The sequence below is a fragment of the Cyclobacterium amurskyense genome (assembly GCF_001050135.1).
Taxonomy (GTDB): Bacteria; Bacteroidota; Bacteroidia; order Cytophagales; family Cyclobacteriaceae; genus Cyclobacterium; species Cyclobacterium amurskyense.
Genome location: NZ_CP012040.1, coordinates 3,298,379 through 3,314,785 on the forward strand (window position 1 = coordinate 3,298,379; position 16,407 = coordinate 3,314,785).

Consider the following 16,407-nt stretch of genomic DNA (forward strand, 5'->3'; position numbering starts at 1 on the left):
AAGCAAAGCTACCTAGACTGAGTTTTAGTCCGGGTAGCTTTGTCTAATATTGGTTTTATCTACTTAAGTATAGGTTTCTTTCCGCATAAATTTTCAGGAAAAAATCGTCCATCAAGTCATCGATGAAATAAATGGCTTCACCAGTTGATTTCATTTCAGGGCCTAGTTCTTTGTTTACATTCGGGAATTTATGAAAAGAGAACACAGGTTCCTTGATCGCATATCCTTTTTTCACAGGTTTGAAATCAAAGTCTGAAACTTTCTTATCCCCAAGCATTACTTTGGTAGCAAAGTTTACATAAGGTTCCTGATAAGCTTTACAAATAAATGGAACTGTACGTGAGGCTCTTGGATTTGCTTCAATTACATAAACTTTATCATTTTTGATTGCAAACTGAATGTTTATCAATCCTTTTGTCTCTAAAGCCAATGCGATTTTCTCAGTAATCGTCTCAATTTGACGAATGACGAGATCACCAAGATTGTACGGAGGTAATACAGCATAGGAATCTCCAGAATGAATACCGGCAGGTTCTATGTGTTGCATTATCCCAATGATATAAACACTTTCACCATCACAAATAGCATCTGCTTCGGCTTCTATGGCACCTTCAAGGAAGTGATCTAGGAGGATTTCGTTGTTTGGAATATCGCGAAGTACAGTTACTACATGTTCTTCAAGCTCCTTTTCGTTGATTACAATTTTCATTCCCTGTCCACCAAGAACATAAGAAGGTCTTACCAATAAAGGGAAACCAATCGTTTTGCAAAGTTCTAGCGCCTCATCCGTTCCATGAATGGTTCCGAATTCAGGGTAAGGGACGTCATTTTCTTTCAGAAGTTTAGAGAATCTACCTCTATCCTCTGCCAGATCTAGTGCTCTATAGCTGGTGCCAAGGATTGGAATATTGTATTTGTCTAGCTTCTCAGCCAATTTAAGGGCTGTTTGACCACCTAATTGTACGATAACGCCTTCTGGCTTCTCATGCAAGATGATCTCATAGATATGTTCCCAAAAAACAGGTTCAAAGTATAATTTATCAGCAATATCAAAATCAGTAGAAACTGTTTCAGGATTACAGTTGATCATGATGGTTTCATAACCACATTCCTTGGCTGCAAGTACTCCATGTACACAAGAATAATCAAACTCTATTCCCTGACCAACCCTGTTTGGGCCAGACCCTAGTACTACAATTTTCTTTCTGTCAGAAACCTTTGATTCATTTTCTTCTCCGAAAGAGGAATAGAAATAAGGGGTTTGTGCTTCAAATTCAGCAGCACAGGTGTCAACGAGTTTAAAAACCCGTTTAATGTTCATTTCATCCCGTCTTTTATTAAAGACTTCACTTTCCATACAACCCAATAGGTGGGCAATTTGCCTGTCGGCATACCCTTTGTGTTTGGCTGTTTTCATCAGATCAAAGCTGATGCTTTGTAGTGTTTCCTTGGCAAGAGTATTGTCTAGGTGAACCAACTCTTCAATCTGCTTCAAAAACCATTTGTCAATTTTCGTCAGGTCTTGAATTGTTCGGAATGAAATGCCCAACTTGAAAGCATCATAGATATGGAAAAGCCTGTTCCAGCTTGGATTAGCTAAACTATATAATATTTCATCCTGGTTTTTGAGCTCTTTTCCATCTGCTCCTAGGCCATTTCTCTTGATTTCCAGAGATTGACAGGCTTTTTGAAGGGCTTCCTGGAAGTTTCTTCCAATGCCCATCACTTCACCTACAGCTTTCATGGAAAGTCCTAGTTTTCTATCAGAACCTTTGAATTTGTCAAAATTCCAACGTGGAATTTTCACGATCACATAATCTATCGCAGGTTCAAAAAAGGCAGAGGTACTTCCTGTGATTGAATTTTTTAATTCATCAAGATTGTAACCCACAGCAAGCTTAGCTGCTACTTTCGCTATAGGGTATCCTGTAGCCTTTGATGCAAGGGCCGATGATCTAGATACCCTAGGGTTAATTTCAATACCTATGATAGTTTGATTATCGGGACTTACAGAAAACTGAACATTACAACCTCCTGCGAAATTCCCAATGCCATTCATCATTCGAATGGCCAAATTTCTCATTCGTTGGAATACTGGGTCAGGCAATGTCATGGCTGGAGCTACAGTGATAGAATCTCCTGTATGCACTCCCATAGGGTCAAAGTTCTCTATAGAACATATCACCACCATATTTCCTATACTGTCTCTCAATACCTCTAATTCGTATTCTTTCCATCCAAGAATACTTTGTTCTATAAGTACTTCATGGGTAGGTGAAGCTTGAAGTCCAGCACTTAATGCCTTTTCAAAATTGTCAGGACCGTCTACAAATCCACCTCCAGTACCACCTAGAGTATAAGAAGGCCTGATAACTAATGGAAAGCCAATTTCTTGGGCAATTTCCTTGCCTTGCAAAAAGGAGGTAGCTGTACGACCAATACATACGTCAACCTCTAATTCTTCCATTAAAGCCTTAAATTTTTCCCTGTTTTCGGCAGTTTCAATAGCGTCGATATCAACACCTATCATTTTGGTGCCGAATTTTTCCCAGATACCAGCATTGTCACAATCAATTGCCAAATTTAGAGCCGTTTGACCACCCATGGTGGGGAGTACACAGTCAATGTCCGGATGCTCTTGTAAAATTTTAATGATCGATTTTTTCTCAAGTGGCAAAAGGTATACATTGTCTGCAGTCACCGGATCGGTCATAATGGTTGCAGGGTTGGAATTGATAAGGGTTACTTTTATGCCCTCTTCCCTTAAAGACCTGGAAGCCTGGGATCCTGCATAATCAAATTCACAAGCCTGCCCGATTACAATTGGGCCGCTTCCGATAATAAGTACATGTTTGATGCTACTGTCTTTTGGCATGCTTGATTATGTTTTGAAATAGTTTACTATTGGCTAAATTGGGGCAAAATTAATCAAATTTATTGAACATCCACGTGAATTCTTAATTTTACGCTATTCAAATCACAACTAATATCAATAGCGTCCTAAATAAAAAATGAGAGGTCCCATTTTTTGCCCAAAATAGTTATTTTGGGTTTGCACCAAAAAACAAGAACCTCTCATGTGTAATATTACATTGTTTTCACAGATTATTAAAAAGATTGACCGTTCAATTTTCAAGAAATTGGTAAAAGAAAAGCAAACAGATAAGGGTTGCAAGGGATTTGACAGCTGGACGCATCTGGTTTCGATGTTGTTCTGCCATTTTGCCAAAAGCACATCGGTAAGGGATATTTCCAATGGGCTTCGGTCTGCCACTGGGAACCTTAACCATCTTGGCATTACCAAAGCTCCATCCAAATCAAGTATCAGCTATCAAAACAAACGAAGGGATTCGGATCTTTTCAGGGACCTTTACTATTCACTGTTGGGAAGTTTAGGACAGCAGGCATCTGTCAAGAGGTCCAAACTCAGGATCAAGGTTCCTGTTTATTTGCTGGACGCCACAGTGATTAGCCTTTGCCTTTCGGTGTTTGATTGGGCTACTTTCCGTACCAAAAAGGGAGCTGTAAAGATGCATACGCTGCTGGAATATGACGGTAAACTCCCTGTTTACGTGAATATTACCGAAGGGAGTGTCGGTGACAATAAGGGAGCTTACAACATCCCCCTGGAAAAAGGGTCGGTGATCGTCGCAGACCGGTATTACAATGACTTCCCTATGCTCAACGTCTGGGACAGCAAGGGGGTGTTCTTCGTGATCAGACACAAAGGCAACCTTGCTTTCAGTTCCATCAAAGAACGGGAACTTCCCACAACAACCGCCCAGCATGTGCTCAAAGACGAAGAAATCGAACTGACCAACCCACAGTCCAAAGCCAAATATTTTGGAAGGCTTAGAAGAGTGGCTGTGTGGGATGAGGAAAACGGGCAGACCATAGAACTGATTACCAATAACTTTGCTTGGGCAGCGCAGACCATTGGGGACCTCTACAAATCAAGATGGGAAATTGAAGTGTTTTTTCGGGACATTAAACAACTATTGCATATCAAAACCTTTATCGGGACCTCCAAAAATGCGGTAATGATCCAGATATGGACGGCATTGATCACCATCCTTCTACTCAAAGTCATGAAGGCAACAGCAAAATTCGGGTGGCACCTATCCAATCTGGTCGCCTTTATCCGGCTCAATATTTTTGTTAAAATCGAACTGCAAAAATGGCTTGATAGTCCATTTATCGAACCCGACAAACCACCCCAGAATGTAGTACAGGGGGTTCTGTTTTCTTAAGCTACTTAAAAGATGCCTAATTGCTATCCAAATACAGACCAAATGATAAATCAAAAATTATTTAGGACAGCATTGAACTAATATTTTTTGTTTGTGCTCAATAGAAGCAATCGTCTTTATGTTGCTTTTCAATACTTCCGCCAAATCAAGCGTTTATTTAATTGTTAATTATCAATTGTTAATTAACAATTAGCTCATTAACCATTAACAATTATTGAATTAACCATTACCCCATTAACCATTAATAATTATTCCATTAACAATTATCCAATTAAGTTGCTTTCTCATAGCTTTTTGTAGCGTTTACACGGTTGCTTGCGTCTTAAAAGAAAAAGACCGAAGGATTATGAAAACGAAAATGTAAACTATATATTTAAATGTGTTTTTAATCCTTTCTTTTTACCCAGGTGGGGTTTACATTCAAAATTTAATTAAGATGAAGAACGTAGTAGGTTTTAAAAGTAGATGGATGGTTTTGGTAGGCATGGTTTTTCTTTTACCGGTTCTCGGCGGATGCCAGGACGAGGAATTACCGGAGGGCGAGATCCGCTTAAGTGAAATCCAAGACAACCCTGACTATGCGTCTCTTCCTTTTGTTGGCACCCAGTGGAAACTGATCGGATTTGTGGATGGGAGACGGGAGAGGTTAAGATTAACAGAACCCACCAATGAAAATAGTTATACAATTACATTTCTTACAAATGGTGAATTTTCAGGAACTACCTATGCGAACGGGATGGCTGGGAAATATGAAGCTTCTGAAATCGACAGCAGTTTGAAAATTCTAGAATTTGGATTGAAATCGTTTGCGGGAGAAATACATGACAGCCCGATGTACACCGAATCATTAAAGAATTCTAGCGATTTTAATCTATCTCCCAAGGGGTTGGCCCTCTACTACGATTCACAAAAGTTCATGCTATTCAAACCCCAATAAGTGGTAGTTTTAATTACCAAAACAATCTTTAAATAAAACTTTATTTAAAGATTTTGAGTATATTTAAATATGCAGATCGAAAGAACAAATGAAGAGATTTTGATTCGGGTTCCCTCAGAAACTGACCTAGTGGGCTTACAACGCATTTTGGACTATATTAGGTTCAGGGGAATCGCGTCAAAAAGTAAAGCCAGTCAAATACAAATTGATAAGCTGGATATGGTTTCAAAATCATCTTGGTGGGATCAAAATAAGGAAAAATTCCTCAAGTGAAAGTTGTTGTTGACACCAAGATAGTTTTCAGTGCTCTCCTGACACCAAATGGGTCAATTAGTGATATTCTGCTAAATTCCTCTGGAACTTTTGATTTCTTTACGCCCACTTTTTTATTGGAAGAATTGGCACACCATCATCAGAAACTTTTAAAATTATCAGCCTATTCTGAACAAGACCTTTCTTTCATGAAAAGAATGGTTTTAAAAAAAATTGAATTTATTGATTTGGAATTGATAAGCGATCTCTTCTGGAAGAAAGCAATCAAGATGACCACTCCAATAGATGAGTTTGATGCTCCATTTGTTGCATTGAGCTTAGCGTTAGGAGCTTCTCTTTGGACGGGTGACAAAAAACTCGCAAAGGGATTGAGGCTACAAAAAATTGATTGGGCTGTGAATACTGCAGACCTAGAAGTAATTAGGGATAGAAGCTGAAATTTACATTGATCTTCATTTTCACAGTCTACAGGTTTTCTTCTCGGTCAGGTTTTTAATCCTTTAGAAAACCATGCGAGGTAAGCATAGCACTTACCGAAACGCCTTTTGTTCCCGGCATTATAAATGCCTCGTTTGCGTAAACAATCAGACACCTGGGATGTAGTTGCAAACAACACCCAGTTCGGGCTTTTCAATGCTTCCTCCAAATCAAGCGTTTATTTTTAATGATTAATTATTAATTATCAAATGTTAATTTACAATTACCACATTAACCATTAACAATTATTGAATTAACCATTACCCCATTAACAATTAACCATTATGTCCCCCTTATGAAATCGGGTATCTTTTACCGTTGCTAGCTATTTGATGAGGATGATATTTCAACTATTTTTGGGATAAATCCGAACAATACAATAGGCTATCTTATACATAGAAAAACCAATTCAATATAAATCTCCATTGCTATTTGGAGATTTTCTTGAGGGTTTCCCTGCTTATTACGATTCCTGTGGTATAGACCGGGTTTAAATTTTATAAAGTAAACAGCTTATTGGTAAAAGAAAGCGTTATGAGAAATGTTAAAACCGGTGACTATGGTGCAGCAGTAGCAAAAATTGATGCCGCCAACGCGGAAGATCCGAACCTGGAAGAAGTAAAAGGGGATAAAGTGCCCAAAGAGCTGTTGTATGGGAAGCGGATGGCCGACATGATGGAAGAAACTTACCCGGAAGCAAATGAAGTATTAAAGCTAGCTGCGAGAAGTCAGCATATTCGGCGTTGGGAAATTCCAAGGGATTCCTATCCTATGGACCGAAAAGGCTATTTGCTATGGAGAACCAACCTCAAGGGGTTTCATGCCAATCTTGCCAGGGAAATCTTGCAAAGCAGCGGTTATGACGCTTCCGCATTACAAAAAATTGATGATTTAATTAACAAACGCAGATTGAAATCAGACCCTGAGACACAGGCGCTCGAGGATGTGGTATGTCTGGTGTTTTTAAAATACTATTTTGATGACTTCATTGCGAAGCACGAAAATGAGGAAGAAAAACTCATTGACATCTTACAGAAAACCTGGAAAAAGATGTCTCCAAAAGGCCATGAAAAAGCCTTGTCTTTAAACCACTCAGAGCGAGCATTGGCTTTGATTAACAAGGCTTTGGCTTAGGCTTTATTTGTATTTTGCTGTTTTATAAACTTTTACATCTTTAGCGATAGCAGAAAGTATGGCTTCTTTACTCATGGTTGGGTGCTTGTGGCCATGCTCAGCTCCCCCTAAGTCGTATTCACAATGTAGGATTTTAGGAAGACTGCCCATAAATCCTGGGTGCTCTTGTAAAAGTTCGAATTTCACATTTCCTTCTCCATAGGGAACATTAATCGGCCTGTCACCTTTGTTATCAACCTTCCCCCAGACATAATCCTTTAAATCAAAACTTCTTATTTGATCACTGATCATGTGGAAAACATTTTCATATGATTGATAGCCTTCTACAGATGCATGACGCAAATCAAACTGCACCCCAATATGATCAGGGTTGATGTCTTTCAATAAATGGTAAATTTCCCAAACAGAACCACCTATTCTTGTGCCTGCATGGTTTTGATAATGGCCTGTTACCCCATGTTTCTTGTGCAACTCAGCCAATTGCTTCATGGAAGCATTGAGGGATTTTAATTCCTTGATGATATTTTTGGTGGTAAATGGAAGATAGCCCATGCGGTAATCGGTGATTCCTTCGCCGGAAATGGTCCTAAGGAATTCATCCATATCAGCCATTTGATTGAGGTTCATTTCAGTGGTCAGTACCGGCCGCTTTAAGCCCAAAGTTTCACTCTTTCTGACAATTATGGGCAGCTTTTGCTTTATTTCATCCGTATTAAAAAAACCATTTTTCCTTACAGGTAAATCAACTCCGTCAAAGCCTAAAGATTTGACCGTTTCAGGCACCTGCTCCAAAGGAAGCCATTGGAGGGCTTTTGTGAATAGGTAAAAAGGTGATGGAGCTGCTGCTTTCTTTGAGTCCGGCAATAGATTTTTTAAAAAGTCTAGTTGCGGAGTTAATATACCTGTTCCTGCTACAGCCATTATTTTCTTTACGGAAGATCTTCTGTTCATTTGGGGCTTATTTGTCTGTGAAATATGGAATACAAGTTACTATTTTGCATTTATTGTATCAATAGTTTTTATTTTAACTTAAGGATTTTCAAAATTATAGATTATATCCAGTACAGGAGAAAGGCTCATGCCTCCAGGATTTAGCCCCGGCTTTCCTTCTGGAATCTCTAAGCCTAACCTTTCATAATATTTTTCCCATACAGGAAAAGTCTTACCAATATCTGGATCTTTAAATGTCATCGGAGGAGTGTCGAAAATAGGCAAGCCACCATTGGCGTTCATAAAAGAGAAATGGATAAGCTCTGAACAATAATAGGCGTCATTTTCTAAATTAAAGGCCTGGTCGTAAGGTTTTCCTTTTAGGGTTTTTCCAAAGGCAATGGCATCTGGAATCAGGTCTTGGTAAGATGGCTTAAGCCTTCCGACGTGCACTTTTGGCTTGCCTTCTTCAGTTGTATAGCGATTTAAGAAATCTTCTAGGGCTGTGATTTGTACACCTTGATTCACCGCTTCCAATACCCTCCAATTACCATTTTCCTCTATTAGAATCCCATTGTGTGAAAAGGAATGGCCATTGTAACCAGCAGTAACTTTTTTAATGGCATCACAAAAATCTCCACAATCTCCATTTTGGAATAAGATGTCACCTGCCTGCCACTTGTTCCATTGGGGTTTTGACTCACAGCCTAAGAATAGCAAACCAAAAACAAGTAAAATTACTGTCGTTGAATTTTTCATGGTTAGGCCAGCATAAAAAAGAGTAGGGATACAGCTAGGATTAAAGTCATTTTTTTTGCTTTATCCTTTTGTGGATCACTTATTTTCTTCCTACGTAGAACCAATACAGCCAGACTTAATCCCAGTAACTGTAAGCCTATACCTACCCCGGTGAACAAGCCCATATAAGGCATGTCGGGATTAAACAGTGCTTTAATAACCAATGGGACCAATGCAAAAATGATACCTACCATGCCTGACTGAAAGGATTGCTTTAGCAGATCCTCAGGTCCTTTTTGCTTTGTATTCATTGCTTTTTCTTTTTTCTATTTTCAAAATAAGTGGCTAATTCATCACCGCTTTTGGTATTGAGGGTCATGGCTTTTGTCAGGCCGCCTTTGCGTCCGGCAATTACGCCGAATTTCATGTGAGCGACACCAGCTTTTTCGTGGGCATCAGGATTAATGGACAGGATGACACCTTGATCCATTGCGTAGCTTACCCATCTCCAATCAAGGTCCAATCTCCATGGGTTGGCATTGATTTCTATAACCACATCATGGACTGCACAAGCATCAATTACAGCACGGTGATCGATGGGGTAACCTTCTCTTCTTAGAAGAAGGCGTCCAGTAGGATGCCCTAAAATTGTCGTATATGGGTTTTCAATGGCTTTGAGCAAGCGTGCAGTTGCTTTGTTGATGTCCATGCTTAATCCAGAATGAACAGATGCAACTACATAATCAAAAGTGGCCAGAACTTCATCAGAATAATCAAGGCTACCATCAGTGAGGATGTCACTTTCTATACCTTTAAAAACACGAAATGGCTTTAAAGATTCATTGAGCCCATCTATTTCCTTGTGCTGCTGGTGGATACGGTCCTCATCCAAGCCATTAGCATAAAAAGCAGATCGGCTATGATCGGCTATCCCGAAATACTCAAAACCTTCCGATTTGCAAAATTCTGACATTTCTTTTAAGCTATGCTTGCCGTCACTGTAAGTGGAATGGTTGTGCAAGGGTCCCTTAAGATCTTCCAATGTCAATAATTCATCCAAGGAATGAGTTTTTACCCAGTCCAATTCGCCTGTACCTTCTCTTAGAGGTGCTGGTATATATGGTAAACCGGCCTCTTTATAGGCTTCCTCTTCAGTTTTAAAAGTACCTTTATAAAACAATTCTCCAAGTGGCAAGCCATTTTCTGTGGGGTGAAGAAGATGCACCTTTGAAGATGATTTGAGTAATTTTTGTTTAATGAAATCTTTTTTAGCAGCCAGGGTTATTAGAACCTTGATATCAGGGTTTTCCATTCTGCCTTCCCATCGGTAAGGGCTTAAGTTTTCCGTGTTCTGAATCAACCCGTCAACCTTGTTAATTGCTTCAAGAGAATAACTAGGTTTGTCTGAGCCGATTAAAAAAGTAATGCAATCAATAATCTCCGCCTCCATCTCAAAATCACCTACTACTGCTACAGTATCTTGGCTCAAGGCTTCGCGCAATCGATCAAGTAATTCTTTTGCTGGTTGTTCAATATCTGCATATAACCATTTCCCCTGATTTGAGGCTTTGTATTCAAGCGCTTGTATGATACTGTCTTGGGTCTTTTGTCCAAAGCCTTTTATTTTTGCCACTTGGCCTGATTGGCAGGCTTCCATTAATTCATGGGTGGAAGTAATGTTTAATTCCTTCCAAAGTGTTTTGATCTTTTTGGGGCCAAGTCCTTTTATTTCTAAAATTTCCAAAATCCCATTTGGAGTTTCTTCCAGAAGTTTATCCAAAAGCTCATGGCTACCTGCCTCTTGAATAGCGAGGATGGCCTCTGCGATTCCTTTGCCGATAGCGGGGAATTTCTGTAGTTCGTCCAGGTTTAGGTTAGCAATCGGCTTGCCTTCTCTTTCAATACTGTTGATGGCAGATTGATATCCCCTGATTTTAAATGCATTCTCTTCATGCAATTCCATCAATTGCAAGGTTAATTTGAGGGTCTTGACAATTTGTTTGTTATCCAAGGTGTTTCGAGATCTGTTGAGTACCCGACAAATGTCCTAAATAATTGTTTCAAAATAAAATCATATGTCTTATCTTATGGTGTAAATCAATCGATCCTATTGATAAATTGACTTACTTTAATTCCAGTCGGTTTATTTGTGTTCTATTTCTTCCAATAGCGATTGGTACACAAGTGCCGGATACAAGAATATACCAACTAATGATAACTGGCATAAACAATTCCCATTGAAAATGGGACAGCACTTATTGAATCTGAACAATTAAATGTTAGGTAAAGTTGGTATTGTATACTACAGCAAAACCCTTAAGGAATGTTAAAACAAATCCTATTATTTACAATTGGCTACCTGATATCGGTGGGAGGGGCTCTTGCACAAGTTCAGTTCACGCAAAGGTTTGAGGTGGAGACCCATTGGTCAGATGAAGATTTTTTTGTATTGCCTAGAGAAGGAGGTTTGGTAGGCTTTAGAATGAAGCCTGAAACGCCTTTTGCTAGAAAGGATGTTTTTCAATATTTTACTACTGATTATCAGTTGAAAGGGGAAGGACCTCTGGAGAAGAAATTGGAAGATCTGTATTCCTTGGTAGGGTTTGACCTGGATCGTGATTTGTTGTATGTGTTATTTGATAAAGGATCTCAATACAACGAGGAGAAAGCGATATTTGAAATAAACCTTGAGAATAGAAAACTGGCAGAGATCGAGCTTTCCAGTATTCTTGAAATGGAGCTTCAGGATTTTCTGGTGTTTAATCGAAAGGCGGTTTTTATGGGGAAATACGATTACCGTCCCGTAATTCAGATATTCGATATTGTCTCCAAAGAAGTGATTACTGTACCTGGGCTTTTTGAAAAGGATGCGAGGATTTTACAAATGAGAAAAGATCCTGAGTTGAATGTCTTTGATGTGGTAATGAGTAGAAGGGATTCCTACAAAAATAAAATTGTTTCAATTTTGACCTATGACACCAATGGCAACAAGCTAAGGGAGGTTAAGATTGAGGATTTAGGAAATCCCTCCATGGAGATTGTTGAAGGTCTTTTGACTTCCTCTACCAATTACAAGCAAGCTTTGATTGGGCCCTATGGATTGAAGAAAAAAGAAGCCTATCAAGGTTTGTACTTTACTAAAATTAATGAGTTCGGAGAATATACAAACAGGTTCTACAATGTGTCTGATTTTGAAAATTTCTACAATTATCTACCGGAGAAAGCACGTGATAATAGGTGGAAACGAATAAAGAAAAGGCTTGATAAAGGCAAAAACACCCCAATTAGAAATGTGCTAGTCACCCGAGAGATTCAGGCCTTAGATGGTTATTACCTTGTATACAATGACCATTTTATTTCCTCTTCTTCCAAGTATGTACCCAGAGATGGGATGTATGCAAGCAACTTTTATAGATTGAATCCAATGATGGGGGGCTATGGGGGAATGTATAACCCTTTGTGGTTAGATCCTCGCTTTCGAAGTTCACAAACATTGGACGAGTACAAGTTCCTTGCTGCTCAATTTATTTTATTGGATGAAGAGGGCGATATTGTATGGGACAATTCACTTAGTTTAGAAAATGCAAACCGGGCTGAGCCCATGAAGTTTGGAGAGGTGGTTTTTGATGGAAACAGTTTGTTCTACATGTACCTTGATGAGAAGGAGTTGATGTTGAGTCAAATCAATAAAGGTGAAGTGGTAATGGAAAACGAGCCCTTCCCAATAGAGCTTATAAATGAAAATGAAAGAATTTCTGAAACCAGGGAAAGTAGCCTACAGCTCATTTGGTGGTATGACAATTATTACCTACTTAGTGGTAAACAAAGGATAAGGTATCAGGGTGAAGATGGAAGGGAAAAAAGTCGAGAGGTGAATTTTTTCACCAAAATAAAAGTGGATGATTTTATATAGAGCCATTAAGCCCCAATAAATAATTTATATATTTGCCTCAAATTTTAATCATGCAAAAAAGACTTGTTCTTGACCAGACCCAGATATCGCTAACCATCAGCAGGTTTTGTCATCAATTGATAGAAAACCATGATGATTTTGATAATACGGTCCTTTTAGGGCTTCAGCCAAGAGGTGCTTTGGTGCTGGATAAAATCATTCAGCGCATGAAGGAAATCCAAAATATTTCTTTGGAATATGGATATCTTGATGCCACCTTTCATAGAGATGACTTCCGGAGAAGAGATCTTCCCTTAAGGGCAAATGAAACTAAAATTGATTTTTTAATTGAAAATAAAAAGGTGGTTTTGGTAGATGATGTTCTTTACAAAGGTAGATCTGTCCGAGCAGCTATGGATGCGATGATAGCCTTTGGGAGACCCCAAAAGGTGGAATTAATGGTGTTGATCGATAGAAAATTCACCAGAGATTTCCCTATCCAACCCGATTACTGCGGCAGGCAGGTCAATACACTGGAAAGCCAATATGTAAGTGTAGAGTGGCAATCTAGAGGATTTGAAAAGGATGCCATTTGGATCACTGAAAAAGAAAGTAATTAATACCAATGGAGCAGCTTAGTACCAGACATTTATTGGGAATTAAAGACCTGAGTCCGGCAGATATTCAATTGATTTTTGATACAGCAGATAATTTCAAAGACATTTTGAATAGGCCAATCAAAAAGGTGCCTTCCCTAAGAGACATAACAATCGCCAATGTTTTCTTTGAAAATTCTACCAGGACAAAACTGTCCTTTGAGTTAGCAGAAAAAAGACTTTCCGCAGATGTTGTGAATTTCGCATCAGCCAGTAGCTCCGTAAAAAAAGGGGAAACACTGATAGACACTGTAAATAATATATTGGCCATGAAGGTTGATATGGTCGTGATGAGGCACTCCAGTCCAGGAGCGCCTCATTTTTTGTCCAAGCACATCAAAGCCAATATCGTCAATGCAGGAGATGGAACCCATGAACACCCTACACAGGCTTTGCTTGATGCTTTTTCTATCCGTGAAAAACTTGGTGATGTAGCTGGGAAAAAAGTGGCAATTATAGGTGACATCTTACACTCCAGGGTTGCGCTTTCCAATATTTTCTGTCTACAGAAATTGGGGGCAGAGGTGATGGTCTGCGGTCCTATCACATTACTGCCCAAATACATTGCCGATTTAGGTGTGAAAGTGGAGCATGATGTGTTTAAAGCATTGCAATGGTGCGATGTGGCCAATGTGTTAAGGATACAGCTAGAACGTCAACAAATAAAATATTTCCCTTCTTTAAGAGAATATTCTTTGTACTACGGGATCAACAAACAGCTTCTAAATCGTTTAGATAAAGAAATAGTAGTGATGCATCCGGGACCAATCAATAGAGGGGTAGAACTAAACTCTGATGTGGCAGATTCTGAACATGCCATCATACTACAACAAGTAGAAAATGGTGTGGCCATCAGAATGGCGGTATTGTATTTGCTTGCAGGAGTACGTTAGTGCAATTCATTCAAATGTTGATTTTAGCATTCCATTGAGAAGTTTGCTTTAGGGCTGTTTTACACTCACATGTCCTTTTGTATTATATTTCATTAAAAATAAATCCATGATATACAATTCAATTATTGAAACGATAGGAAATACCCCTTTAGTCAGGTTGAATAAACTAAATAAAGGTATAGAAGGAGAAGTATTAGTGAAAGTAGAATACTTCAATCCAGGCAATTCCATGAAGGATAGAATGGCAGTAAAAATGTTGGAGGATGCCGAAAATGAAGGGCTTATAAAACCTGGAGGAACCATTATTGAAGGAACAAGTGGGAATACCGGGATGGGACTTGCCCTTGCGGCAATTGCCAAAGGATACAAGTGTATCTTTACCATGGCTGACAAACAGTCAAAGGAAAAGATTGATATTTTAAGAGCAGTAGGAGCAGAAGTTATTGTTTGTCCTACCAATGTGTCTCCAGAGGACCCAAGGTCTTATTATGCGGTGGCCAAGAAATTAAATGAGGACATACCCAATTCCTTCTATCCCAACCAGTACGATAACCAGTCCAACTGGAAAGCTCACTATGAAACTACCGGCCCTGAAGTGTGGAGGGATACTGAAGGAAAGATAACACATTTTGCTGCAGGAGTAGGTACGGGAGGTTCTATGTCCGGCACGGCCAAATACTTAAAAGAGCAATCTGAGAAAGTGGTTTCAGTAGGTATAGATACCTATGGATCAGTTTTTAAAAAATACAAAGAGACTGGAGAGTTTGACGAAAATGAGGTTTATCCCTACCTGACTGAAGGAATAGGAGAAGATATCTTGCCAAAAAATGTAAATTTTTCTGTTATTGATCATTTTATAAAGGTCACGGATAAGGATGCTGCCGTGATGACCCGCCGACTTGCTAGAGAAGAAGGTTTATTCGTGGGTTGGTCTTGCGGTTCAGCTGTTCATGGGGCACTTGAATATGCTAAAGAGAATCTTAAGAAAGGTGATGTAATGGTGATTTTGCTACCTGATCACGGTACCCGTTATTTAGGCAAAGTTTACAATGATGATTGGATGAGAAATCATGGGTTTTTGGAAGACAAAGCCTTTGGAACTGCTAGAGATATTGTGAATTTAAGAACGGAAGGATATCAATTGGTGGTTGTAAATAAGAATGATAAAATCAAGGATGCGATTGCCATTATGAATGACAAGAGCGTTTCTCAGATTCCTGTAATGGAGGAGGGGCAAGTGGTAGGCAGTCTTACAGACAATAAGCTTTTGTTGAAAATAATTGAAAATCCAGCATTAAAAGACGCAAAAGTAGAAGAGGTGATGGAAGATTCTATGAAATTTGTAGCCCTAGATAGTACATTGGATGTTCTCTCATCTATGGTAGAAAGAGAAAAGGCGGTTTTGGTAAGGGACGAAAAGCACCGCGTTCATATCATTACTAAACATGATATTTTGGCTGCTATCACCAAGTAATAATTAATAAGGCATACAGCATAGATAAATCAATATGGACAAAAAACATTTAGATCGGATCGTTGAAGGAAATTTTGATTTTGACATTGTAGAAGCGCTAAAAGAAGGATGGGAAACCTATCGCAAGGTGACTATATATTCCATCTCTTTTACCCTTTTAATTCTTTCGCTCCAGTTCTTGTTTATGTACTATGCGGAAGATTATATCTTTGTATTCTCATTTTTTCTGGCAGGGCCACTTTTTGCAGGCTTCTATTTAGTGGCAAATAAAGTCAGCCTAAATGAAACAGTTATTTACCCCGATTTTTTCAAGGGGTTCAGGTATTACCTACCAGTAGTTTTGGTTTGGATAGTGGGGCAAGTTATTACCGTATTGGGGGTTTTTGCTCTGATCTTACCAGGGATTTACCTGATGGTAGCCTATATGTTTGGTGTTTTGATTACTTTGTTTTCTGGGTTGGATTTCTGGCAATCGTTGGAATACAGTAGAAAAATCATTCATAAAAAGTGGGGCAAATTTTTCGTATTCGGATTGGCCTTAGCTCTGATGAATTTAATTGGGGCATTGGCCTTTGGTGTAGGCTTAGTGATCACTATTCCTGTTACTTATTATGCTATTTACCATGTTTTTGAAGGATTGAGTCAAGGTCTGCCTATTGAAGAGGAGTGATGCATTTGAGATTTGGTATCTCTTTTTTTGTTTTTTATACCACTATTTATTGAGATTTTTTAAAAAGGCCTTCATTTTCAAAG

General features: G+C 38.9%; 15 protein-coding genes. 10 read left to right on the top strand and 5 right to left on the bottom strand.

All coding sequences use genetic code 11. The features are described from left to right. Positions 1-55: 55 nt before the first annotated feature. Positions 56-2,875, bottom strand: a complete 2,820-nt coding sequence (carB, locus tag CA2015_RS13660) for a carbamoyl-phosphate synthase large subunit (protein ID WP_048642410.1) — start codon at positions 2,873-2,875, stop codon at positions 56-58. Positions 2,876-3,077: 202 nt separating this feature from the next. Between carB and CA2015_RS13665 the strand changes: the two genes are divergently transcribed. From CA2015_RS13665 to CA2015_RS13685, 5 genes are all read left to right on the top strand, one after another. Continuing rightward, positions 3,078-4,250, top strand: coding sequence for an IS4 family transposase (locus CA2015_RS13665; protein WP_048640497.1), 1,173 nt, complete (start codon positions 3,078-3,080; stop codon positions 4,248-4,250). A gap of 436 nt (positions 4,251-4,686) precedes the next feature. Then, entirely contained in the window at positions 4,687-5,187 is a 501-nt protein-coding gene (locus CA2015_RS13670) for an META domain-containing protein (RefSeq protein WP_157470474.1), read from the top strand. Positions 5,188-5,256: 69 nt separating this feature from the next. Continuing rightward, positions 5,257-5,460 carry a hypothetical protein gene (locus CA2015_RS13675; RefSeq protein WP_048642412.1) on the top strand — a complete coding sequence of 68 codons (204 nt, stop codon included), beginning with the start codon at positions 5,257-5,259 and terminating at the stop codon, positions 5,458-5,460. After that, entirely contained in the window at positions 5,457-5,897 is a 441-nt protein-coding gene (locus tag CA2015_RS13680) for a PIN domain-containing protein (protein ID WP_048642413.1), read from the top strand. The genes CA2015_RS13675 and CA2015_RS13680 overlap by 4 nt, the downstream gene beginning before the upstream one ends. 574 nt (positions 5,898-6,471) lie before the next feature. Further along, positions 6,472-7,071 (top strand): DUF4202 domain-containing protein, encoded by a 600-nt coding sequence (locus CA2015_RS13685; RefSeq protein ID WP_048642414.1) that lies wholly within the window; start codon positions 6,472-6,474, stop codon positions 7,069-7,071. Positions 7,072-7,074: 3 nt separating this feature from the next. Here CA2015_RS13685 and CA2015_RS13690 read toward each other — a convergent pair whose 3' ends face one another. The 4 genes from CA2015_RS13690 to CA2015_RS13705 form a co-directional block, all read right to left on the bottom strand. After that, a complete protein-coding gene (locus CA2015_RS13690) occupies positions 7,075-8,022 on the bottom strand; it encodes a sugar phosphate isomerase/epimerase family protein (protein ID WP_048642415.1) in 948 nt (315 codons plus the stop codon). 78 nt (positions 8,023-8,100) lie between these two features. Beyond that, positions 8,101-8,760 (bottom strand): YiiX/YebB-like N1pC/P60 family cysteine hydrolase, encoded by a 660-nt coding sequence (locus CA2015_RS13695; protein WP_048642416.1) that lies wholly within the window; start codon positions 8,758-8,760, stop codon positions 8,101-8,103. A 2-nt stretch (positions 8,761-8,762) separates the two neighbouring features. Then, positions 8,763-9,050, bottom strand: coding sequence for a hypothetical protein (locus CA2015_RS13700; protein WP_048642417.1), 288 nt, complete (start codon positions 9,048-9,050; stop codon positions 8,763-8,765). Further along, positions 9,047-10,702, bottom strand: coding sequence for a DNA polymerase/3'-5' exonuclease PolX (locus CA2015_RS13705; RefSeq protein WP_048644524.1), 1,656 nt, complete (start codon positions 10,700-10,702; stop codon positions 9,047-9,049). Before CA2015_RS13705 ends, CA2015_RS13700 begins: the two co-directional genes overlap by 4 nt. A 360-nt stretch (positions 10,703-11,062) precedes the next feature. Between CA2015_RS13705 and CA2015_RS13710 the strand changes: the two genes are divergently transcribed. From CA2015_RS13710 to CA2015_RS13730, 5 genes are all read left to right on the top strand, one after another. Beyond that, entirely contained in the window at positions 11,063-12,652 is a 1,590-nt protein-coding gene (locus tag CA2015_RS13710; RefSeq protein WP_048642418.1) for a hypothetical protein, read from the top strand. Positions 12,653-12,702: 50 nt separating this feature from the next. Then, positions 12,703-13,251: a bifunctional pyr operon transcriptional regulator/uracil phosphoribosyltransferase PyrR gene (pyrR, locus tag CA2015_RS13715; RefSeq protein ID WP_048642419.1), complete on the top strand. Its 549-nt coding sequence runs from the start codon at positions 12,703-12,705 to the stop codon at positions 13,249-13,251. Positions 13,252-13,256: 5 nt separating this feature from the next. Further along, the gene (locus tag CA2015_RS13720) at positions 13,257-14,180 is read left to right on the top strand and encodes an aspartate carbamoyltransferase catalytic subunit (RefSeq protein WP_048642420.1); all 924 of its coding nucleotides are present in this window, start codon (positions 13,257-13,259) and stop codon (positions 14,178-14,180) included. A 106-nt stretch (positions 14,181-14,286) separates the two neighbouring features. Then, entirely contained in the window at positions 14,287-15,654 is a 1,368-nt protein-coding gene (locus tag CA2015_RS13725; RefSeq protein ID WP_048642421.1) for a cystathionine beta-synthase, read from the top strand. A gap of 34 nt (positions 15,655-15,688) precedes the next feature. Further along, complete coding sequence (locus CA2015_RS13730; RefSeq protein ID WP_048642422.1) at positions 15,689-16,324, top strand: DUF2189 domain-containing protein; 636 nt, start codon at positions 15,689-15,691, stop codon at positions 16,322-16,324. The last annotated feature ends 83 nt before the right edge of the window (positions 16,325-16,407 follow it).